24 protein-coding genes are annotated in these 18,319 nt (G+C 60.2%); 13 read left to right on the top strand and 11 right to left on the bottom strand.

Annotated elements, in window-relative coordinates:
- Nucleotides 1-79: 79 nt before the first annotated feature.
- On the top strand, nucleotides 80-799 hold the full coding sequence (locus tag KVY02_RS08690) for a DUF6694 family lipoprotein (protein ID WP_157808938.1): 720 nt from the start codon (nucleotides 80-82) through the stop codon (nucleotides 797-799).
- A gap of 76 nt (nucleotides 800-875) precedes the next feature.
- Complete coding sequence (locus KVY02_RS08685; RefSeq protein WP_081135673.1) at nucleotides 876-1,058, top strand: hypothetical protein; 183 nt, start codon at nucleotides 876-878, stop codon at nucleotides 1,056-1,058.
- 2 nt (nucleotides 1,059-1,060) lie between these two features.
- Here the strand turns inward: KVY02_RS08685 and KVY02_RS08680 are convergent, their stop codons facing one another.
- Nucleotides 1,061-1,255: a hypothetical protein gene (locus KVY02_RS08680; protein ID WP_016913870.1), complete on the bottom strand. Its 195-nt coding sequence runs from the start codon at nucleotides 1,253-1,255 to the stop codon at nucleotides 1,061-1,063.
- 111 nt (nucleotides 1,256-1,366) lie between these two features.
- Between KVY02_RS08680 and KVY02_RS08675 the strand changes: the two genes are divergently transcribed.
- From KVY02_RS08675 to KVY02_RS08665, 3 genes are all read left to right on the top strand, one after another.
- Nucleotides 1,367-2,362, top strand: a complete 996-nt coding sequence (locus tag KVY02_RS08675) for a hydrolase (protein ID WP_100730693.1) — start codon at nucleotides 1,367-1,369, stop codon at nucleotides 2,360-2,362.
- A gap of 29 nt (nucleotides 2,363-2,391) precedes the next feature.
- The gene (locus KVY02_RS08670) at nucleotides 2,392-3,390 is read left to right on the top strand and encodes an aldo/keto reductase (RefSeq protein ID WP_218314983.1); all 999 of its coding nucleotides are present in this window, start codon (nucleotides 2,392-2,394) and stop codon (nucleotides 3,388-3,390) included.
- A 103-nt stretch (nucleotides 3,391-3,493) separates the two neighbouring features.
- Complete coding sequence (locus tag KVY02_RS08665; RefSeq protein WP_170919415.1) at nucleotides 3,494-3,658, top strand: hypothetical protein; 165 nt, start codon at nucleotides 3,494-3,496, stop codon at nucleotides 3,656-3,658.
- Between the two features lie 41 nt (nucleotides 3,659-3,699).
- Here KVY02_RS08665 and KVY02_RS18325 read toward each other — a convergent pair whose 3' ends face one another.
- Entirely contained in the window at nucleotides 3,700-3,873 is a 174-nt protein-coding gene (locus KVY02_RS18325) for a hypothetical protein (RefSeq protein ID WP_249273152.1), read from the bottom strand.
- A gap of 161 nt (nucleotides 3,874-4,034) precedes the next feature.
- Between KVY02_RS18325 and KVY02_RS08655 the strand changes: the two genes are divergently transcribed.
- The 5 genes from KVY02_RS08655 to KVY02_RS08635 all read left to right on the top strand — a co-directional run bounded on the left by KVY02_RS08655 (nucleotide 4,035) and on the right by KVY02_RS08635 (nucleotide 6,222).
- Complete coding sequence (locus tag KVY02_RS08655) at nucleotides 4,035-4,712, top strand: Bax inhibitor-1/YccA family protein (protein WP_039177898.1); 678 nt, start codon at nucleotides 4,035-4,037, stop codon at nucleotides 4,710-4,712.
- 101 nt (nucleotides 4,713-4,813) lie between these two features.
- Nucleotides 4,814-5,203: a sulfurtransferase complex subunit TusD gene (gene tusD / locus KVY02_RS08650; RefSeq protein WP_218314982.1), complete on the top strand. Its 390-nt coding sequence runs from the start codon at nucleotides 4,814-4,816 to the stop codon at nucleotides 5,201-5,203.
- Nucleotides 5,204-5,212: 9 nt separating this feature from the next.
- Nucleotides 5,213-5,575: a sulfurtransferase complex subunit TusC gene (gene tusC, locus KVY02_RS08645; RefSeq protein ID WP_218314981.1), complete on the top strand. Its 363-nt coding sequence runs from the start codon at nucleotides 5,213-5,215 to the stop codon at nucleotides 5,573-5,575.
- A gap of 13 nt (nucleotides 5,576-5,588) precedes the next feature.
- The gene (gene tusB, locus KVY02_RS08640; protein WP_218314980.1) at nucleotides 5,589-5,870 is read left to right on the top strand and encodes a sulfurtransferase complex subunit TusB; all 282 of its coding nucleotides are present in this window, start codon (nucleotides 5,589-5,591) and stop codon (nucleotides 5,868-5,870) included.
- 1 nt (nucleotide 5,871) lies between these two features.
- Entirely contained in the window at nucleotides 5,872-6,222 is a 351-nt protein-coding gene (locus KVY02_RS08635; RefSeq protein ID WP_096922980.1) for a TusE/DsrC/DsvC family sulfur relay protein, read from the top strand.
- Nucleotides 6,223-6,249: 27 nt separating this feature from the next.
- Here the strand turns inward: KVY02_RS08635 and KVY02_RS08630 are convergent, their stop codons facing one another.
- Nucleotides 6,250-6,882, bottom strand: coding sequence for a helix-turn-helix domain-containing protein (locus KVY02_RS08630; RefSeq protein WP_016913860.1), 633 nt, complete (start codon nucleotides 6,880-6,882; stop codon nucleotides 6,250-6,252).
- Nucleotides 6,883-6,967: 85 nt separating this feature from the next.
- Nucleotides 6,968-7,909, bottom strand: a complete 942-nt coding sequence (locus KVY02_RS08625; RefSeq protein ID WP_218314979.1) for a histone deacetylase family protein — start codon at nucleotides 7,907-7,909, stop codon at nucleotides 6,968-6,970.
- Between the two features lie 107 nt (nucleotides 7,910-8,016).
- Here KVY02_RS08625 and KVY02_RS08620 point away from each other — a divergent pair, with 107 nt between their 5' ends.
- The gene (locus tag KVY02_RS08620; RefSeq protein ID WP_218314978.1) at nucleotides 8,017-10,764 is read left to right on the top strand and encodes a bifunctional acetate--CoA ligase family protein/GNAT family N-acetyltransferase; all 2,748 of its coding nucleotides are present in this window, start codon (nucleotides 8,017-8,019) and stop codon (nucleotides 10,762-10,764) included.
- Nucleotides 10,765-10,820: 56 nt separating this feature from the next.
- On the opposite strand, the gene pdxH is transcribed toward KVY02_RS08620, so the two are convergent.
- A complete protein-coding gene (gene pdxH / locus KVY02_RS08615) occupies nucleotides 10,821-11,465 on the bottom strand; it encodes a pyridoxamine 5'-phosphate oxidase (protein ID WP_100730726.1) in 645 nt (214 codons plus the stop codon).
- 165 nt (nucleotides 11,466-11,630) lie between these two features.
- Between pdxH and KVY02_RS08610 the strand changes: the two genes are divergently transcribed.
- Nucleotides 11,631-12,323, top strand: a complete 693-nt coding sequence (locus tag KVY02_RS08610; RefSeq protein WP_100730684.1) for a cytochrome b/b6 domain-containing protein — start codon at nucleotides 11,631-11,633, stop codon at nucleotides 12,321-12,323.
- A 2-nt stretch (nucleotides 12,324-12,325) separates the two neighbouring features.
- Here the strand turns inward: KVY02_RS08610 and KVY02_RS08605 are convergent, their stop codons facing one another.
- Genes KVY02_RS08605 through KVY02_RS08595 form a run of 3 tightly spaced genes read right to left on the bottom strand, consistent with a single transcriptional unit; the run spans nucleotide 12,326 to nucleotide 13,889 of the window.
- A complete protein-coding gene (locus KVY02_RS08605) occupies nucleotides 12,326-12,721 on the bottom strand; it encodes a DUF2069 domain-containing protein (protein WP_016913855.1) in 396 nt (131 codons plus the stop codon).
- On the bottom strand, nucleotides 12,718-13,347 hold the full coding sequence (gene wrbA, locus KVY02_RS08600) for an NAD(P)H:quinone oxidoreductase (RefSeq protein ID WP_016913854.1): 630 nt from the start codon (nucleotides 13,345-13,347) through the stop codon (nucleotides 12,718-12,720). The genes KVY02_RS08605 and wrbA overlap by 4 nt, the downstream gene beginning before the upstream one ends.
- Entirely contained in the window at nucleotides 13,344-13,889 is a 546-nt protein-coding gene (locus tag KVY02_RS08595; protein ID WP_218314977.1) for a gamma-glutamylcyclotransferase family protein, read from the bottom strand. The genes wrbA and KVY02_RS08595 overlap by 4 nt, the downstream gene beginning before the upstream one ends.
- A gap of 137 nt (nucleotides 13,890-14,026) precedes the next feature.
- Here KVY02_RS08595 and smrA point away from each other — a divergent pair, with 137 nt between their 5' ends.
- Entirely contained in the window at nucleotides 14,027-14,617 is a 591-nt protein-coding gene (gene smrA, locus KVY02_RS08590) for a DNA endonuclease SmrA (protein ID WP_016913852.1), read from the top strand.
- Between the two features lie 59 nt (nucleotides 14,618-14,676).
- Here the strand turns inward: smrA and KVY02_RS08585 are convergent, their stop codons facing one another.
- From KVY02_RS08585 to KVY02_RS08575, 3 genes are all read right to left on the bottom strand, one after another.
- A complete protein-coding gene (locus KVY02_RS08585) occupies nucleotides 14,677-15,219 on the bottom strand; it encodes a DUF934 domain-containing protein (RefSeq protein WP_218314976.1) in 543 nt (180 codons plus the stop codon).
- Nucleotides 15,206-16,864 (bottom strand): nitrite/sulfite reductase, encoded by a 1,659-nt coding sequence (locus KVY02_RS08580; RefSeq protein WP_100730683.1) that lies wholly within the window; start codon nucleotides 16,862-16,864, stop codon nucleotides 15,206-15,208. Before KVY02_RS08580 ends, KVY02_RS08585 begins: the two co-directional genes overlap by 14 nt.
- 138 nt (nucleotides 16,865-17,002) lie before the next feature.
- Nucleotides 17,003-18,292, bottom strand: a complete 1,290-nt coding sequence (locus KVY02_RS08575) for an MATE family efflux transporter (RefSeq protein WP_256357596.1) — start codon at nucleotides 18,290-18,292, stop codon at nucleotides 17,003-17,005.
- Nucleotides 18,293-18,319 lie beyond the last annotated feature (27 nt).

The following is an 18,319-nucleotide window of genomic DNA, read 5'->3' as shown; positions in this document are numbered from 1 at the left end:
AATCCGCCCACGAAGGGCTATTTCCAAAGCGCCACCAGATAGCTTATGTTGTTAAATCGACCAACAGGATGGTGACTCTATGAAACGGATATTAGCGGTAGCGATGACGATGGCGATGGTGGGCGTTGCTTTTGCAGACCCGACCATCGATGCTTCCAACCCACGATACTTTGACCGGTCCCTCGATGAAATTCGCGCTTCACTGGATGACAGCGAGGCTGAACGCTTCGACGAGGCCGTGAATACGCTGCTGATGCGCCGTTCCCAGCAGGGGCTGACCATCGTTCAGCTCAGTGAACTGCGTGATGACGAGCTGGAAGCCCTCGCGACCGAGGCCCGGCGCAGTTTGCACGGGTTGAGTGGGCCGCAAGTGCTGGCCCTGTCAGGGGACTTGCCCGAGAAAGACAAGGAAGGCCATGAGCTGGAAGAGCCCATTGCTCAAGAAATGCTGAGCCGGTTCGTGGTGGAAAGTGCCGAGTATCGGTTAAGCGATGAAGGGGGGGCTGGCAGCACGCCGGTGATCGAACTTCGAGTGACCAACAACACGGGCGAACCGGTGGCACAGGCCCATTTTCGAGGCGTACTGCAAAGCCCGGGGCGGTCGACGCCCTGGGTGGATGAAACCTTCTTCTATACCATTTCCGGGGGCATCGAGCCCGGTGAAACGCTGGAGTGGAGCCTGGCCCCGGATAGCACCGGAGCATGGGGGAATCCGTCGATCAGCGACGATGCGCAGTTGAGTATCGAGGTTCTGCGCCTGGATGGCCCCACCGGTGACATGCTGTGGGAAAGGCCTTGAGAAAGCGCCTGACATGACGCATCAAAACCCGCCAAGGCGGGTTTTGATCGAGGTATCACTTGCGCAGGAGCGCACCATGGATAAAGTATTTGCCTGGGACCATCGCCGAGAGCGGGTGGTCTATCGAATACCGGGGCATCGTCATGACGATGGGCGAGAGGATAGCGACCTGTCGCCCGTGTGGCTGGCTGCTCAGCCCGACGATTTGCCGGAAGGCGTGGCCGTGAAAGACTTGCGCAAGGTCGACGTGGATGAGTAGCCTTATGGCTGCTCGTCGTGTGTTTGCTCGTTGAGAGTATTGGCCACATCGTCGGCTTCGGGCTTGGTGGCGCCTCGATGGCGAACCAGCTCGCCGTCGCGTTCGTTTTCATCCCTCGTGTCGACCACCCACCACTCGGGCTGGTCGTCGATTTCGGCACCTTCCTTTACTGCACGGTAGACGGCAAAACGTTCCATAATCCTCTCCTTGGTCATGATGGGTACGTTAACCCTAGCGCATATCGGCAACGGTTGCCGAAAGTTTGTTAAGCTTATCGGCTACTTGAGCGTGTAACAGGAGCCCTGCCTGTGTTTCAGCCGTCCCGCTGGCTGGTCAATGGCCATCTTCAAACTGTTTATAGCCCGCTGTTACGTCGCCGTGCGGCCCTGTCGCGCCACCGTGAACGCCTGACCCTGCAGGATGGGGATTTCATCGACCTGGATTGGTATGGGCCTGAAGGGCCGCAGGTGCCTTGTGCTGTGTTGCTGCATGGTCTGACGGGCAGTGCTTCTTCTCACTATATCGTTGGCCAGCAGCAGGCCTTGGCGGCCATGGGCTGGCAAAGCGTTGCGGTGAACTGGCGTGGCTGCTCCGGTGAGCCGAATCACCGAGCCCGAGGGTATCACTCCGGGGCCAGCGAAGACCTGGCCGATATCGTGGCCCAACTGGTAGGGCGGGCGCCGCAGAAACCGCTGGCCGCCGTCGGTTACTCCTTGGGTGGCAATGTGTTGCTGAAGTACCTGGGAGAAACCGGCGAGCAGTGCCCTTTACAGGCCGCTGTGGCGGTGTCGGTTCCCTTTCGGCTCGACCACTGTGCCGACCGTATCAGCCAGGGGGCGTCCAGGGTGTATCAGGCGCGCTTTCTGCGTGACCTGCGCCGCTACGTGGAGAACAAGCGTCACGCGTTCGAAGCCCAGGGCCGCGAGGAAGAGTTGGCACGTTTGAGCGCTTTGCAAAGTCTGGAGGGGATGCGCACCTTCTGGGACTTCGATGGTCGCGTGACGGCGCCTTTGCATGGGTTTGCCAGTGCGGCCGAGTATTATCGCCGTTGCAGCAGTGCTTACTTCATTGGCCGCATCGCAAGACCCACGCTGGTGATTCATTCGTCGGATGACCCTTTCGTTTATCCTCATAGCGTGCCGCCGAGCGGTGAGTGGGCGTCTTGCGTCACGCTGGAGCTGCATGCACAGGGGGGTCATGTGGGATTTATCGAAGGCACGCCATGGCGGCCACGCTATTATCTCGAACACCGCGTGCCACACTGGCTCGCCGAACAAATAGCCGTACACGCCGCCGTGTCCTGATCACCTGAATAGGCAAGTCGAGGTTATTCATGTCTGGATTTCTGAAGCGTTTGAACGAGGTCGGGTCACCCCGCATTGGCCTGGGCTGCATGAACCTGTCCCATGGGTATGGCCAACGCGTATCGGACGCCGAGGCCATCCGTGCCCTGGAAGAAGCCTTCGAGATGGGATATCGCCATTTCGATACCGCCACGCTGTATGGCGGTACGGCCAACGAGCGGCTGCTGGGGAGCGCCCTGGCCAACAAACGTCACGCGCTGCTGCTGGCCAGTAAAGGCGGAATGGCCATGGACATGGAGCGCGGCCAGCGGGTGATCGACGGTCGTCCCGCTACCTTGCGCAGACAGTGTGAAGAGAGCTTGGCGCGCCTGAAAACCGATCATCTCGATATCTACTATTTGCATCGCCTTGACCGTCAGGTGCCGATCGAAGAGAGCGTGGGCGCGCTCGGGCGCCTGGTAGAGGAGGGCAAGCTGGGCGCGGTGGGGCTATCGGAGATTTCAGCAGCGACGTTACGCAGGGCTCATGCCGAGTACCCCATTGCGGCCGTTCAGTCCGAGTATTCGCTGTGGACCCGCAACCCCGAAATTGCCCTCAAGCAGGCCTGTGAAGCGCTTGGAGTGACGTTGGTAGCCTTCAGCCCCCTGGGCAGAGGCTTCCTGACGGGAACGATGGACACGCATACGACGTTCCCTCAGGGCGACATGCGGGCCAACATGCCACGCTTCACGGGCGATAACCTGGTGCAGAATGTACAAGCACTGGCTGATTTCAAGGCGCTGGCCGCACGCCAAGGGTGGACGCCTGCCCAGTTGGCGCTGGCCTGGGTCTGTGCACAGGGGGAGAACGTCGTACCGATACCGGGCAGCTGTTCTACCCAGCACATGCGTGAGAACCTGGCGGCAGAGAACCTTCGCCTCGATGCGGATGTATTGGTCAGCCTCCGCCAGATGATGGGCTCAGAGACGGTAGCAGGCAGCCGTTACAGCGATGCACAGCAGGCGGATATCGATACCGAAGAGTTCTGACGCGCCTGGGGCATTTTATTTTTTCGGTGCCGTTGCATTCTTTCAGCATTTGACTAACATCCAAATTATGCTAACAGGCTGTTAGCCCCTAAGGAATACCGCCATGTTGAAAGGTCTGATTATCTGCTTCGCTGTACTGTTTGCCCAGTTGGCGGTACTGAACGTGATCGATGCGCGTCTCTACAGCGCTCAGGATGCCCGCCAGTCTGCTTCTATCGTGGTGACACCGCATCGGGACGAAGAGGGCGATAGCGAATCGTCCGTGTAAGGGTCAGGGTTGTTCGTTGACCGTGGTTTTTTGGGTGCTGATTAAAGCATCTCTGCCAGCCACTGTTGAAACGTGGCCCAGGACTGCTGGTAGGCGCGTTCGTGATAGCGGTCGCTGCCGAATACGCTGAAGGCCACACCATCGACCTCATAGCGTGTGGCCGCCAAGGCGAAACAACCCACGGAAGAGATGATAACTGGGATCTTGTGGCGCATTGTCGTGTCCAATGTACGTTGGAAAATATCAGCATAGTGGAATCGCCACTCGAGGCGACAGCGCAAGACACTCGTTGCGTTTAAAGACAAAAACTTGCGTCTGGAACCTGAGGACGGCATTCTTGTCCGTTGTGAGTATGACCATATAGGGAGCACTGATAATGGCTTTTAACGATTCCAACCTGGCGAGAGCACAGACCACCACGGTGAGTGGTGCCAGTGCCAACAAGGTTCTGCGCAACACCTACGCGCTGCTGGCGATGACGCTACTGTTCTCTGCCGTCATGGCAGGGGTGTCCGTGGCCATGGGTATTCAGCAGCTGAATATTTTCGTGTTCTTCATCGGCGCCTACGGCCTGATGTTCCTGGTGCACAAGACTGCCAATTCAGCCGCGGGCCTGCTGGCAACCTTCGCGTTCACCGGTTTCATGGGCTTTACGCTGGGCCCCATCATCTCGGCCTACCTGACACTGCCCAACGGTGGCGCGCTGATCATGAACGCGCTGGCCATGACGGGGCTGACGTTCATTGGTCTGTCGGCCGTTGCGCTGACGACCAAGAAAGACTTTAGCTTCCTGGGCAACTTCCTGCTGGCTGGCGCGATCGTGCTGGTGTTGGCCATGGTCGCCGGGCTGATCTTCAACATTCCGGCGCTTTCCTTGATGGTGTCCGCGGGCTTTGTGCTGTTCGCTTCGGCGGCAATCCTCTACCAAACCAGTGAGATCGTTCACCGGGCGGGCGAAACCAACTACATTCTGGCGACCGTCACTCTCTACGTATCGATCTACAACCTGTTCATCAGCCTGCTGTCCATTCTGGGCATCATGAGCAACGATTGATGTAGCAGGGATGCTCACTGAATGAGAGCATCATGCAAGTACCAACAGACCCTACCCAGTAGGGTCTGTTTTTTTGGCTTCGCTAAAACGAGAGGTGAGCCATGCAGTATGGCCTGTTAGTGATGGGCGCTCCGTATTCAAGTGCCGCTCCTCATTCAGCGCTGCGCTTTGCCCATCAGGTCATTGTGAGTGGTCATCGGGTTGCCGGTGTGTTCTTCTACCGCGACGGCGTTCATAATGCGTCGTCGTTGATGACGCCGCCTCAGGATGAGCTCAACCTGCGCGAGGCGTGGATAGACCTTCACCAGACCCACGGCGTGATGCTCGATGTATGCGTGGCTGCGGCCTTGCGTCGGGGGTTGCTCGATGAGTCCGAGGCGAAACGCCATGGCAAGAGCGTGACTAACCTGGAGGCTCCGTTCTCGCTGACCGGGATTGGCCAGCTTTTAACGTTACAGCAGCAGTGTGATCGCCTGATCACCTTTGCCTAGGAGCCATTGATGAGCACTTCTCAACGTCTGGTGATCATTCGTCATGGGCCCCATGCGTCCAACGCCTTGCGTGAAGGGCTGGATGTGGCCCTGGTGGCGGCGGCATTTGGTGAAGAGGTGGGTTTACTATTCATGGGGCAGGGGGTGTTTGCGCTGCTCAAGGAGCAGAGGGCTGGTGCGCCGGGCCAGAAAGCGACGCTGCCAACGATGAACATGCTGGAAATGTACGACATCAACGACCTGTGGGTGACCCAAGAAGCGCTGGACGAGCTGAGCCTGACGCCTGATCACCTGCTGGAAGGGGTCAAGTGCTTGCCAGCAGCGGAGCTACCTGCGCTGCTGGCACGTCATGAACAGGTACTCACCTTTTAATGGGCGACATACGATGCTGCATATAGTCAACAAACCACCTGAGCACAGCGCCGCACACCAGATGCTGGCGGTCGTTTCCCCGGGTGACACGGTACTGCTCATCGAAGACGCCGTTCAGGCCGTGCTGCACGATGCCTGGCAGGGCTGGTGCATGGAAGGCGTGGAGGTGCTGGCGCTGCATGACGATGTGGTAGCCCGCGGGTTGAGTGGATATGTATCTGACAAGCCGTTGGCGGATATGCCAATGTTTGTCAGCTTGACCGAGCAGCACCCGCAGATCTTGACGTGGTATTGATATGAGTAATGAAGATTTATACCGTTATCTTGATTCGGCTAAAACAATCCAACTCGACCCTGAGGGCTATCTGGTAGAGCAAGGCCAGTGGTCAGAAGAAGTAGCGGAGTGGCTGGCTAACGACGAAGGCATGTCGTTGACAGCGGAACACTGGGAAATCATCCATGTGGTACGAGACTTCTATGCCCGTTACGAGATGGCACCTGCGATGCGCCCGTTGGTCAAGGCCACCACACAAGCACTCGGGGCAGAAAAAGGGCGCTCGATCTATCTGATGACGCTCTTTCCTGGCAGCCCGCCGAAACGTATTGCGCGGATTGCAGGTTTGCCCAAGCCGACCAACTGTCTTTGAACGAGCGCCTGCTGATCATGGCAGGCGCTATACCAGGTCTCCTCGCGTACAAACCGAGAGCACCACGGCATCGTCCTGGCTGGTCGACACCAGCGCGTGGCCCATGTCGCTATCGAAATAGATGCTGTCACCCTCTGCCAGTACCAACGGGGCATAGAACTCGGTGTACAGCATGATATCGCCGTGCAATACCATCAGAAACTCTTCGCCGTCGTGACGCACCCACTGATGATATTCGTCAAAGCTACGGGCGCGCACGATGGTCTTGAACGGGATCATGCGCTTTTGCGCCAACTGGTGTCCCAGTAGCTCGTGCTCGTAGGTGGGGGTGGGGTGCAGCTGCCCTTTGCCTTTGCGGGTAAGATCGCGACGGCCCATGGTGTAGCGCTCACGCTTGGGCGGCGTAAACAGCTGCGGCAGGTCGATATTCAAACCGCTGATCAGCTTCTGAACCACGCTAAAGGTTGGCGAGACCTGATCATTTTCGATCTTGGACAGCGTCGAACGAGCAATGCCGGTACGTTGGCTCACATCTTCCAGCGTCCATTGGTTGGCCAAACGGATCTGCTTCAGCCGCTCACCCAGGCGCAGCGGCTCGACAAAAGGTTTTCGCCCTGAGGCAATGCGCAGCGCGGCATGCTCTTCGGAGGTCGCGGTCATAAAGGTCACGTAGTGAGAGCGTCAATGAGTGAGAACGTCAACGAAAGCCGCATGGTACCACAGGCGAAAGGGGCGCGGTGGCGCCCTAGGGCGTATCGGTGAAAGGCAATCCCAACAAGGCCTTGAGATGCGCTTCACTGCTGCTGGCCAGCGAGGTCAGGTGATAGCCGCCTTCCAGCACGGAGACCACGCGGTTGTCGGCATACAGGGCGGCTATCTCCATGGCCAGGTGCGTCACCCAGTAAAAGTCCTCGTCTTCCAGGCATAGGTCGCCCATGGGATCCTCGCGGTGAGCATCGAACCCCGCCGAGAGCATCACCAGGTCCGGTTTGAACGCATGCAGCGCTGGTAGCCACTGGCGTTCGATGGCAGTGCGAAACGCCGCGCTGTCGGTACCGGCCTCCAGCGGGGTGTTGACCACGTTCTGCCACTCGCTACGCAAGTAACGCCATGGATAGAAGGGATACTGGAAGCTGGTACAGACCAGCACATCGGGGTCATTCTTGAAAATATCGATGGTGCCGTTGCACTGATGGACATCGAAATCGAGTATGGCGATACGCCGAGCGCCATATTTTTCGCGGGCATGGGCAGCGCCCACCGCCACGTTGTTGTAGAAACAGAAGCCCATGGCGTCGGCAGCTTCCGCATGGTGCCCAGGGGGGCGGACCGCACAAAACACATTGTCTGCCTGTCGTTTGTAAACCTGATCGACGCCACGAATCACCGCTCCGGCCGCCACTCTGGCCGCTTTCAAGCTATCTGGGTTCATCATGGTATCGCTGTCCAGCGTCACGATTCCCTCATCGGGCACGCACTTTCCCAGCGCTTTCAGGTGGCGTAGGGGGTGCACCCGTGCAAGCACCTCATCATCCGCTTCCTTGGCATCCCCCTGCATGGTTTGCTGCAGCAGCCCGCTCAGTGACAGGCGTGCACGAATGGCTTCCAATCGCTCAGGGCTTTCGGGATGTTCCGGCCCCATATGGTGCAATACGCAGTGGGGGTGGGTAAGGTAGGCGGTAATCATGCAAGTGCTCCGGTGACAGTAAAGCCACCTTAATCGCCCCGAGGGCTTGCGCAACAGTGTCAATAAGTCGTACACATGTAGGAACCCATGCCAGAGGAGATGCCTTCGTGAGCACACGCTTTCTGCACCATTTTTTCGAGCCTCGCTCCATTGCCGTGTTTGGGGCGTCTGAAAAGCCTGAATCGCTGGGTGGGCTCGTGTTGGGCAACGTGCAGGAGGCGGGCTTTAAAGGTGCGCTATGGGCGGTGAACCTGAGGGGCTACGACAGCGTGTTTGGAGTCAAATGCGTCAGAAATGTCGACGAGCTGCCGGAAGTCCCTGACCTGTGTGTCATCTGCTCGCCTATCAAGGGTGTGCCTCGTTTGATCCGTAAGCTGGGCAAGTTTGGCGCCAAGGCCGCGCTGGTGCTGTCAGGCGGCGCCTATCTGGACCGCGAGGAGGGCGACAAGGGGTCGATTCGTCAACGCATGCTGCAGGCCGCTCGGGAATCCGGCATCCGAGTACTGGGTCCGGAGTGCATGGGGCTGATCGTGCCTGGCAAAAAGCTCAACGCCTCTTATGCCAGCCAACCCATCAAGGCCGGGCGGGTCGCGTATCTGGGCCAGTCCGGCATGTTGGCCAATGCGATGATCGACTGGGCAGCCGGGCGGGACGTGGGCTTTTCCCATCTGATTACCGTGGGTGACAGCGTCGATGTGCTGCTGCCGGATTTGATCGACTACGTGAATCAGTATTCACCGGCCCAGGCCATCCTGCTGCACCTCGAACGGGTCACCGACGCCCAGCACTTCATGACCTCCGTGCGGGATGCCTCGCGCAACCGGCTGGTGGTGGCCATCAAGAGTGGTCGAACCCCGCAATCGGATATTTCCGGCATGCCGCCGACGCCGGGTATCGCCAATCGTGACGTAGTGTTCGATGCTGCCTTTGCCAGGGCAGGGGTAGTGCGAGTGAATGACTCGGACGAGATGCTGGATGCGCTGGAAACGCTGTCGCGCATGAAGCCGCTGCGCGGAGACCGCCTGGCCATCGTGTCCAATGGCCTGGGCCCCGCCATGCTGGCCATCGACAAGCTGATGAGTGCCGGAGGCACGCTGGCCGAGTTCGACGCCGACACCCAGGCGGCACTGCACAAGAACCAGGTCGACATGAGCAAACCGGGGGAAAACCCGGTGGACCTGGGGGGCAACGCCACGCCGGAGCGTTTCGTCGAGGCGCTGCAAATCGTCACCGCAGACCCTAATGTCGATGCGGTACTGGTGGTTCACGCCCCCACTCGTCTTGCGCCGTCGGTGGCCACTGCCCAGGCACTGATCGATCACCGCAAAACCTTCAAGCGAAACCTGCTGACCAGTTGGATGGGGCTCAAGGAAGCTCTGAACGCCCGCCATGTCTGTAACCTGGCGGGGATACCCACCTACACGTCGCCGGAAAAAGCGGTCAAGGCCTTCATGCACATGGTCGACTATCAGCGGGTGCAGGCGCTACTGCATGAGATTCCGCCCAGCCTGCCGTTTTCCACCAGCCCGGCCATTCGCGCCGAGTGCCGCGCCCTGATCAAACACGCCAAGGAGCAGGGGCGGCAAACGCTGACCCACTCGGAAACCGCCCAGGTGCTGGAAGCCTACGGCATCCCTACGGCAGAAAGTGTCTACCTCCAGTCGCCGGAAGAAGCTTTGCAGGTGGCAGACCGCTTTCCGGGGCCCAAGGCGTTGAAAGTGATTCACGACGGCAACTGCCGACCCTATCGTTATCGCAAACATCCTCACAAGCTGTCCGCAGGCCTGCTGCAGGACCTCGAAAGCGCCCAACAGGTGGCCGATGGCGTGCGCCAACTGGGTGACAAGGTCCGCGAGAAATTCCCTGAACACAGCGTGCGTGAGTACTGCCTTCAGCCCATGCAGCGGGGCAAGCACTCCATGCAGATTTGTGCCGGCATCACCCGAGATCCGGTGTTCGGCCCGCTGATCGTGTTTGGCATCGGGGGCTACAAGGTCAACGTGCTGGCGGATCGGCAGGTGGCCCTGCCGCCACTGAACATGAGCCTGGCCTCGGATGTGGTCGGCCGCACCCATGCCGCCTCATTGATCCGAGAACACTCTGCCGACCCCGAGCGGGACATTCAGCGGCTCTGCCAGCTGCTGGTCAAGCTGTCACAGATGGCCTCCGACCTGACCGATCTGCGCGGCCTGGAGCTCACCCCGCTGCTGCTCAACCGTGACGGCATGCTGGCGGTGGATTTTGCCATGGATTTGGGCACTCCCGCCCGGTTCGCCATCATGCCGTACCCGGAAGAGCTGCGGGAATGGGTTTCCCTGAAAAACAGTTGGCAGGTGGAAGTACGGCCCATTCGAGCAGAAGATGCGCCGCTGATCACCGCCTTTCACCGGCAGCTGTCGGAGGAGAGCATCCGTTTTCGCTATTTTCACAACAAGTCCAGCCTGACTCAGCGCGACCTCTCGATTCTCTCGCACATCAATTATGATCGGCAGATGGCCTTCATTGCCGAGCATCAGCACGACGATGGCAGCAAGGAGATGTTGGGGGTGGTGCGGGTGTGGAACGACCCCGACAACATTCGCACCGAGTTCTCGATCATCATTCGCGATGATTTGCAGGGCCTGGGGATCGGTAGTCTGCTGATGAAAAAGATGATCGATTACTGCACCAGCATCGGCACCCTGGAAATGATCGGCAAGATCATGGTGGACAACCACCCCATGCGGGCGCTGATGAAGCACCTGGGGTTCCGCTGCCGCTATAACATGGAGGAGCAGGTGATCGATGCAGTGCTGAGACTCAACGAGCCAGATAGCGAATGGCAGCGCCACCGCCTGGAGAGTTTACCGGATTAAAGGTGGGTACTGCCTGAGGAGCGGCCTCCTCAGGCAAGGTGATATGGAAAGTAATGTCAGGGCGCCAGGCGGAAGCGGCTCCACTCGCCACCGTCGCGGCGCTCGTAGCGCAGGCGGTCGTGCAGGCGGCTTGGCTGGCCTTGCCAGAACTCGATCATTTCAGGATTGACCCGGTAACCTCCCCAGTGAATCGGGCGCGGAATCGTTTGACCTTCATACGCCTGCTCGAAGCGCTTCTGACGCTCCTCGATCCAGTTGCGGTCAGGAATCACCACGCTCTGGGTAGCGATCCAGGCGCCCAGCTGGCTGCCGCGAGGGCGGCTGGCAAAATACTCGTCTGACTCTGCCGCCGGAACCTGCTGGACAGGCCCTTCGATACGCACCTGCCGCGACAGCGACGGCCACCAGAAGGTGAGTGCCGCGTAAGGCACGTTATTGAGCTCGCTGCCTTTGTGGCTGTGGTAGTTGGTAAAAAACACCATGCCCTGAGCATCGAAGCCCTTGAGCAGTACCACGCGGGCATGAGGGCGCCCCTGGCTATCCACCGTGGCCAGGGTCATGGCATTGCCATCCTGGCCTTCCTCTTCCAGGGCAAGGCTGAACCACTCATCGAACAGCACAAACGGGTCGCTGGGGGCGGCGGCTTCTTCCAGACGTCCACCTTCGTAGTCGCGCCTGACATCGGCAATGTTACGTGTCATGAGCGGATCTCCCTTGCTTTCATCAATTGTATGCGGGTTATGTTCGCTGGTCTGTGCGTAAAGCTCAAGCATTGATCATGCCTCGCTTTGCTACCTGTGCTTGTGACGGCGATAGCAACGTGGATAATGAGACCCCTTGCCAGCGCCATGACAGAGGAACGGGGAATGCAGAAGGAGACAAGACGCATTGCAGTATGGGATGTACTGATACGCCTGTGCCACTTGGCCTTGCTGGTCGCGGTCGCCCTGGCCTTTTACACGACCAAAACCGATGGGGCGCCGTTTCTGTTTCCCATCGAGGTACATGCTCAGGCGGGTTATGTGATTCTAGGGCTGGTCGTCTTCCGCGTACTGTGGGGGCTGGTAGGCAGTCGCTACGCTCGTTTCTCTACCTTTCTCTACTCTCCGGCGCGTACTACCGACTATGTTCGTGCGCTGATGAAGCGCCAGGAGCCACGCTATGCCAGCCACAACCCGTTGGGCGGCTGGATGGTCGTGCTGCTGCTGTTGAGTCTTGGCTTTCAAGCCCTCAGCGGTCTGTTCCTGAGTGACGATATCTTCTTCCAGGGGCCGCTGAACGGCTGGATCGAACGTGACCTCAGCCGCGATCTCGCCAGGCTGCACGCCCTGAACAGTGATTTGCTGTTGATATTGATCGGCGTGCATGTGGCCGGGGTGGCGCTACATGGTGCCAAGGGGGAAGGGCTACTTGCTGCCATGGTCACTGGCGTGAAACGCTTTGCCCGGCCGCCCGTGGATGAAGCACCCGCCGTTCACTCGGCGGCTACCCAGCGGCTGTGTGCCGTCGGCGCGCTGCTGGTGGCGGCGGGTGTCAGTGGTTGGCTGTGGTTTGCGTAAGATCAGCCTTTCAGGTGCTGCTGACGGCTACGGAAACGCGCGTAGCCCATACAGCCGGTGAATAGCGCCAATGCCACGATGGCTTCCAGCACGCCGCGCAGGCCTTGCCCTGGCAGCGTGGCCAGCATGACCCCTTGGGTGAAGTAGAGCAGGCTGACGAAGGCCAGCCAGGCATGGCCGCGCGCACGCTGGCCAATGATCGAGGGCAAGAACAGTAGCAGCGGCAAAATGAACGCCACCACCGGCCGCCAGTTGAATTCATCCCCTTGAATGAAGAACCCACGATAGATGACCAATAGCATCAGCAGCGCGAAACTCCCCAGCACCAGCTGGCGGGAGTAGCGGGTCAACGTATCCAGCCCGTGGCGCTGTTCCAGACCATCCAGCCACTGTCTCATGAAGCCTCCTTGCGGCGCATTGCTTCAAGTGCCATGGCCAGCCGGGCAATACGTTTGCCTTGTGCTCGGCACAGCGCGCGTTCGTCGGCATCCACCGGGCGGTCACTGCGGGCGCCCGCCACGTGGCTCGCCCCGTAGGGAGTTCCGCCGGTTTGGGTGCTCAGTAGCTCGGTCTCGCTGTAAGGCACGCCTGCGTACACCATGCCATGGTGCAGCAGAGGCACCAGCATGCTCAGCAGCGTGCTCTCCTGGCCACCGTGAAGGCTGGAGGTCGAGGTGAAGGCACAGGCGGGTTTATCGATCAGTGCACCATTCATCCAGAGGTTGCTGGTGCTGTCCAGGAAGTACTTCAAAGGGGCGGCCATGTTGCCAAAGCGGGTCGGGCTGCCCAATGCCAGCGCGCTGCAGTGGCGTACATCGTCCAGCGTGGCGTAAACCGCGCCTTCTTGCGGAATCTCGGGATCGACGGCCTCGCAGGTGGTTGATACTGGCGGCACCGTGCGCAGGCGTGCTTCGATGCCTGCCACGCTTTCCACGCCGGCGGCCAGCTGTCGTGCCATCTCTGCCGTCGCGCCTGAACGAGAGTAGTAGAGAATCAATACATAAGGGGTAGCATCGCTGCTCATGGTCGCTCCTGAAGGGGCCTGAAATAGGCAAGGACGCTGCCTGGGGTTGGCGGCGTCGTCAAAGATGTGGGGTATGTTACCAGAGCGGCCAGGTCGACAGGAGGGGCAAGCCAACGTTGCCCGAGGGTTGGCAAGCGCACGTATACCCAAGCCTGCTGCCCGTTGGCCAGCGGCTGTTTGATGCGGTTATAGCGCACCCCCAGCCGTTCATAGCGGTCCAGCCTTTCCAACTGATCGGCCGTCACGGTCAACAGCAGCCCCTCCACGTGGGCCGCTGGGTTAGGCGCCAGGTCGAGACCCCTGCGTTCGAAGCCCGGTAGCCGTGCTTCGCTTGGATCGCCGGACGCGCCCATGACCACCCAGCGCACCGGCCAGTAGCGCAGCGTGCCATAGACGAACACCTGGTGCGTGCGCGGTTCGACCTCGGCCACGCTATCTGGGCGTTCATAAAACCAGGGGCTCAGCATGGTCAGCCACAGCCACCCGGCCATGCCGATCAACAATAGCCCCATGGCCCACAGCCCGCGTTTGACCCAAACCATGGGCATCACTCCTCAGGTTGCAAATCTCTCAGCTTGAACGGCGTGACGACACAAGACAAGTCTTAAGCAATATCGCGGGGTTTGCTACGATGGTAGAGGGTAGCGTGGCACTCTATAGCTGACGAAAGGAGCCTGATATGAGTCAGTCACTTCGGGATGAGTTGGATTTCCGTTCGCTGGTCGGCGAGGTAACGCCGCTGGCCAAGCGAAACCGTGCCGATACAGGCCCTCGGCGGCAAACGCCCTCAGAGGCGCAGCTGGCCAGACGCGAGAGCGCCGCTCAGCGCTTCGATGAGCGCAATTTTCTATCCGACGATTTTGTCGATCTGCTGCCTCCTTTCGACCCCATCGAGTTTCGCCGTGAGGGAACCCAGCAGGGCGTGGTCGATAAGTTGAAGCACGGCGGTTACAGCGTTCAAGCTCAGCTTCACCTGCTGCGCAGGCCTTTGGCGGAGTGTCGGCGCATGCTGTTTCCGTTCATTCAGGAGGCCTATGCCCACGACTTGCGCTCGGTGCTGATCGTGCATGGGCGTGGCCGCGAGCTGGATAGCCCAGCCAACGTATTACGCTCTTATATCGCCAAGTGGCTGACTCAGTTCGACGAAGTGCAGGCGTATGTCTCCGCCCAGCCGTCGGAGGGTGGGTTGGGCGCCACCTGGGTGATGCTGCGCAAGAGCGATCGCGCCAAGGCCCACAATCGAGAGCGCCAGCAGAAACGGCGCGGCTGAACGCAAAAACGCCGACAGGGGCTGCCCCGGTCGGCGTTTGTTTTAGCGGATGGCCGCGCCTAGTGGCTGGCGGTCAAACGCTTCTCGAACAGCGCCTGACGCTCTTCGACGTCCGCCTGGTAGCGAACGCTGAAGGCGTTGAGGGCACGCAGGGCGTCTTCGGGGTGCTGATCATCCCGCAGGGCCATGGCCGAAAATCCGCAGCGGCGCATGTAATCGAGCTGGTCGACCAGCACGTCACCGACCGCACGAATTTCCCCCGTAAAGCCGTAACGTTCCCGCAGCAGGCGGGCAATGGTGTAACCACGGCCGTCGGTAAAGGCAGGAAAGTCGACGGCAATGGCAGGCGCTGTCACGAGCGCCTTGGCCAACTCGGCGTTCAGCTCGGTATCGCTGGCCAGCAGGGGGGCCAGTTCCGCATCTTCCTTGTTTGCCTGCCAGAGCGCCAGCGGCACGAACGCAGGGCGCTGCTCCGGCAGCGCGTCGGCATCGTAGGAAACGCACCAGGCATTCTCAGCGGCCAATTCACCGTTGTCGATCAGGTGATCCACGTGCACCGGCGTCTGTGGCAGCGCTTCGGCTTGAGTGTCATTGCTGGGCATAAACACGCTCCTTGAAGGGTTTCAGGCCAATGCGACGGTAGGTATCCAGGAAGCGCTCATCTTCGTGGCGCTCGGCCACGTACACTTCCAGCACTTTCTCGACCACACCCGGCACGTCTTCGCGGAAGAAGGAGGGGCCGAGAATCTTGCCTAACGAAGCATCATCGGTGGCGTTACCGCCAATCGAGATCTGGTAATACTCTTCGCCTTTCTTGTCGACGCCCAGAATGCCGATATGGCCCACGTGGTGGTGACCACAGGCGTTCATGCAGCCGGAGATGTTCAGGTCCAGCGGCCCCAGGTCGTAAAGGAAGTCGAGGTCCTCGAAACGCTCCTGGAGCGCCTGGGCGATGGGGATCGACACCGCATTGGCAAGGCCGCAGTAATCACCGCCGGGGCAGCAGATGATATCGTTGAGCGTGCCTACCGTGGGGTTGGCCATGCCCAGCGCGTCCAGCTCGTTCCAGAGTGCTTCGATCTCGTCGACGGGCACGTCCGAGAGCACCAGGTTCTGCTCATGGGTAACACGTACTTCACCGAAGCTGTAACGGTCTGCCAGGTCGGCAACGGCGTCCATCTGGTCGGCGGTCACGTCGCCAGGCGCGTGCTCACGGCGCTTGAGCGACAGCGTCACGGCCTTGTAGCCCGGCACTTTGTGGTCGGTCACGTTGTTGGTGACGAAACGCGCAAAACTGCGGTTTTCACTGCGCAGCTGTTCGTAGGCGTCGATGGCGCTCTCGCTGACAGGGCGGCGCTCGGGCTCCGGGAAGTGTACCTTGGCGGCCTCCACGGCGGCCTGGTTCAGCGTTTGCGGGCCATCCTTCAGGTGGGCCCACTCTTCATCGACACGGCGACGGAACTCTTCGATACCCAGCGCCTTGACCAGGATCTTGATGCGCGCCTTGAACTTGTTGTCGCGGCGGCCAAACTGGTTGTACACCCGCACACAGGCTTCCAGGTAGGTCAGCAGGTGCTGCCAGGGCAGGTCATGGCGGACCACGTCACCAATCATCGGCGTACGTCCCAGGCCGCCGCCTGCCAGTACCGAAATGCGCAGCTCACCTTCGTCGTTACGCCACAGGCGCAGGCCAATATCGTGCACCTGAATGGCTGCACGGTCCTGAGCGGCGCCGGTGACGGCGATCTTGAACTTACGAGGCAGGTAAGCGAATTCAGGGTGCAGCGTCGACCATTGGCGAATCAGCTCGCACCAGGGACGCGGGTCTTCCACTTCATCGTTGGCGATACCCGCAAACTGGTCACTGGTGGTATTACGGATACAGTTGCCGCTGGTCTGGATGGCGTGCATCTGCACCTTGGCCAGTTCTGCCAGGATGTCCGGCACGTCTTCCAGGGCGGGCCAGTTCAGCTGGAGATTCTGGCGCGTGGTGAAGTGGCCATAGCCGCGGTCGTAGCGACGGGTGATCTCCGCCAGCGCGCGCAGCTGATAGCCCGCCAGCATGCCGTAGGGAATGGCAATGCGCAGCATCGGGGCATGCTTTTGAATGTAGAGCCCGTTCTGCAACCGCAGGGGGCGGAACTCTTCTTCTCCCAAACGCCCTGCGCGGTAGCGTTCCATCTGGTCGCGGAACTGAGCGACGCGCTCATCGACCAGCGTCTGGTCGTGAATATCATAACGGTACATGTGGCACGATCCTGCTAAAAGCGAAATGGTCACGTCGGGACGGACGGTATTGTGCCGCCACCTTAACGCGGGCGTCATATTCTACAAAAGAATATATAATTATCTTTTTATCGTTAAATGCTATTAATGGGTTTGCGCTCAGGCATTGGCCTTGAGGCTATGGGCCAGCCAGCGTCGTCGCTGCCATACCCATAAAAAACTGCCGGAATTGAGCAGCCGGTAGCATAGCTGGCTCAGCCATACGCCGACCAGCCCGTAGCCCATGACGATACCGACCCACCAGGCCAAGGGCAGAAAAACCAGCCACTGCATGCCCAGCGTCAACAGCATCACGGTACGTTGCGCGCCCGCCCCCATCAACGCCTGGGCCAGCACCAGAGCGGCCGCATCCAGCACGATCATCACGGCGGTAATGCGTAGCGGCAGCGTCCCCAGTTCGAGCAGCGCCGGATCCGTAAAAAAGATCCCCAGAATCTGCGCGGGAAACAGCAGCATGGGCAGCGCCAGTATACTCAACATCATGGCCGCGACACGTAGGGCGTCCAGCCCCCAGCGGTGTGCCTCGCGCTGGTCGTCACGCCCCAGGGCTTCGCCCACCAGGCTCATGGCGGCCACGCCAATGCCCACACCGGGCAGAATCAGCAGCAGAGAGAGGTTCACCAGCACATGGCCCACCGCCACGCTGGAGGTACCCAACCGCCCCAGCAGCCAGAACAGCACCACATAGCCCGCGGCAAACCAAAGCTGTTGAAGGGAGTGGGGGAAGGCCAGTCGAGCGGTTTGCCAAAGGGCCGCCAACGGCAAGGGCTGCCATCTAATGCGCGCCCGCAGCGTTACCCAGGCCCAGGCCAGCAGGCCTAGCAGCAGTGAAAGGCTGGTGCCCATGGCCGCGCCATTGGTGCCCAGCGCAGGCAAACCTGCCAACCCGTAGATCAACCCCGCGCTGAGCAGCACGTTGACCAGATGCACCGCCACGACAATACGCAAATACAGGTGGGTGTGCTGGAGCCCGTTCCAGTAGCCCCTCAGGCAGAGGGTCATGGCGATCACCGCAAGCGACAGCACCCGCCAGCGAAAGTAGTCGACGGCCACCTGCGAGACATCATCGGCGGGAGCGATCAGCTGTATCCACCAGGGAGCTTGCCACCATGCCCAGGCGGTCAAGGGAACCCCTACCCCCAGGCTGATGAGCAGCCCGGCCTGCAAGGCCGTGGGCGCGGTGCGGCCTTCTCCGAAAGCGTGAGCGGTCTGGGATTGCACGCTGGACGAGAGGCCGAACACCAGTGCCGTCATCATGAACATGGCGTAGCCACCCAGCCCCACGCCCGCCAGAGCCTCCTGGCCGAGGTGGCCCACCAGCGCGGCATCCACCAGGTTGAGCATGCTCTGAGACAGCATGCCCAGCATGACCGGGAGAGCAAGGCGCATGACCTTGCTCTGACGACGAACCGGCGA

Origin of the sequence: Halomonas sp. 18071143 (assembly GCF_019211725.1) — a bacterium.
In the GTDB taxonomy this organism is placed as follows: Bacteria; Pseudomonadota; Gammaproteobacteria; order Pseudomonadales; family Halomonadaceae; genus Vreelandella; species Vreelandella stevensii.
Note: the sequence above shows the minus strand (reverse complement) of the source record. Positions and strands in the feature narration are given on the sequence as shown.

Coding starts and splice junctions, on each gene's coding strand:
- KVY02_RS08690 (WP_157808938.1), top strand. CDS start 80: ATGAAACGGATATTAGCGGTAGCGATGACGATGGCGATGGTGGGCGTT.
- smrA (WP_016913852.1), top strand. CDS start 14,027: ATGAGTCAGTCACTTCGGGATGAGTTGGATTTCCGTTCGCTGGTCGGC.
- KVY02_RS08585 (WP_218314976.1), bottom strand. CDS start 15,219: ATGCCCAGCAATGACACTCAAGCCGAAGCGCTGCCACAGACGCCGGTG.
- KVY02_RS08655 (WP_039177898.1), top strand. CDS start 4,035: ATGGCTTTTAACGATTCCAACCTGGCGAGAGCACAGACCACCACGGTG.
- KVY02_RS08605 (WP_016913855.1), bottom strand. CDS start 12,721: ATGAGACAGTGGCTGGATGGTCTGGAACAGCGCCACGGGCTGGATACG.
- pdxH (WP_100730726.1), bottom strand. CDS start 11,465: ATGACACGTAACATTGCCGATGTCAGGCGCGACTACGAAGGTGGACGT.
- tusD (WP_218314982.1), top strand. CDS start 4,814: ATGCAGTATGGCCTGTTAGTGATGGGCGCTCCGTATTCAAGTGCCGCT.
- KVY02_RS08680 (WP_016913870.1), bottom strand. CDS start 1,255: ATGGAACGTTTTGCCGTCTACCGTGCAGTAAAGGAAGGTGCCGAAATC.
- tusC (WP_218314981.1), top strand. CDS start 5,213: ATGAGCACTTCTCAACGTCTGGTGATCATTCGTCATGGGCCCCATGCG.
- KVY02_RS08580 (WP_100730683.1), bottom strand. CDS start 16,864: ATGTACCGTTATGATATTCACGACCAGACGCTGGTCGATGAGCGCGTC.
- KVY02_RS08595 (WP_218314977.1), bottom strand. CDS start 13,889: ATGGTTTGGGTCAAACGCGGGCTGTGGGCCATGGGGCTATTGTTGATC.
- KVY02_RS18325 (WP_249273152.1), bottom strand. CDS start 3,873: ATGCGCCACAAGATCCCAGTTATCATCTCTTCCGTGGGTTGTTTCGCC.
- KVY02_RS08670 (WP_218314983.1), top strand. CDS start 2,392: ATGTCTGGATTTCTGAAGCGTTTGAACGAGGTCGGGTCACCCCGCATT.
- KVY02_RS08575 (WP_256357596.1), bottom strand. CDS start 18,292: ATGCGCCTTGCTCTCCCGGTCATGCTGGGCATGCTGTCTCAGAGCATG.
- KVY02_RS08610 (WP_100730684.1), top strand. CDS start 11,631: ATGCAGAAGGAGACAAGACGCATTGCAGTATGGGATGTACTGATACGC.
- KVY02_RS08625 (WP_218314979.1), bottom strand. CDS start 7,909: ATGATTACCGCCTACCTTACCCACCCCCACTGCGTATTGCACCATATG.
- KVY02_RS08630 (WP_016913860.1), bottom strand. CDS start 6,882: ATGACCGCGACCTCCGAAGAGCATGCCGCGCTGCGCATTGCCTCAGGG.
- tusB (WP_218314980.1), top strand. CDS start 5,589: ATGCTGCATATAGTCAACAAACCACCTGAGCACAGCGCCGCACACCAG.
- KVY02_RS08635 (WP_096922980.1), top strand. CDS start 5,872: ATGAGTAATGAAGATTTATACCGTTATCTTGATTCGGCTAAAACAATC.
- wrbA (WP_016913854.1), bottom strand. CDS start 13,347: ATGAGCAGCGATGCTACCCCTTATGTATTGATTCTCTACTACTCTCGT.
- KVY02_RS08685 (WP_081135673.1), top strand. CDS start 876: ATGGATAAAGTATTTGCCTGGGACCATCGCCGAGAGCGGGTGGTCTAT.
- KVY02_RS08665 (WP_170919415.1), top strand. CDS start 3,494: ATGTTGAAAGGTCTGATTATCTGCTTCGCTGTACTGTTTGCCCAGTTG.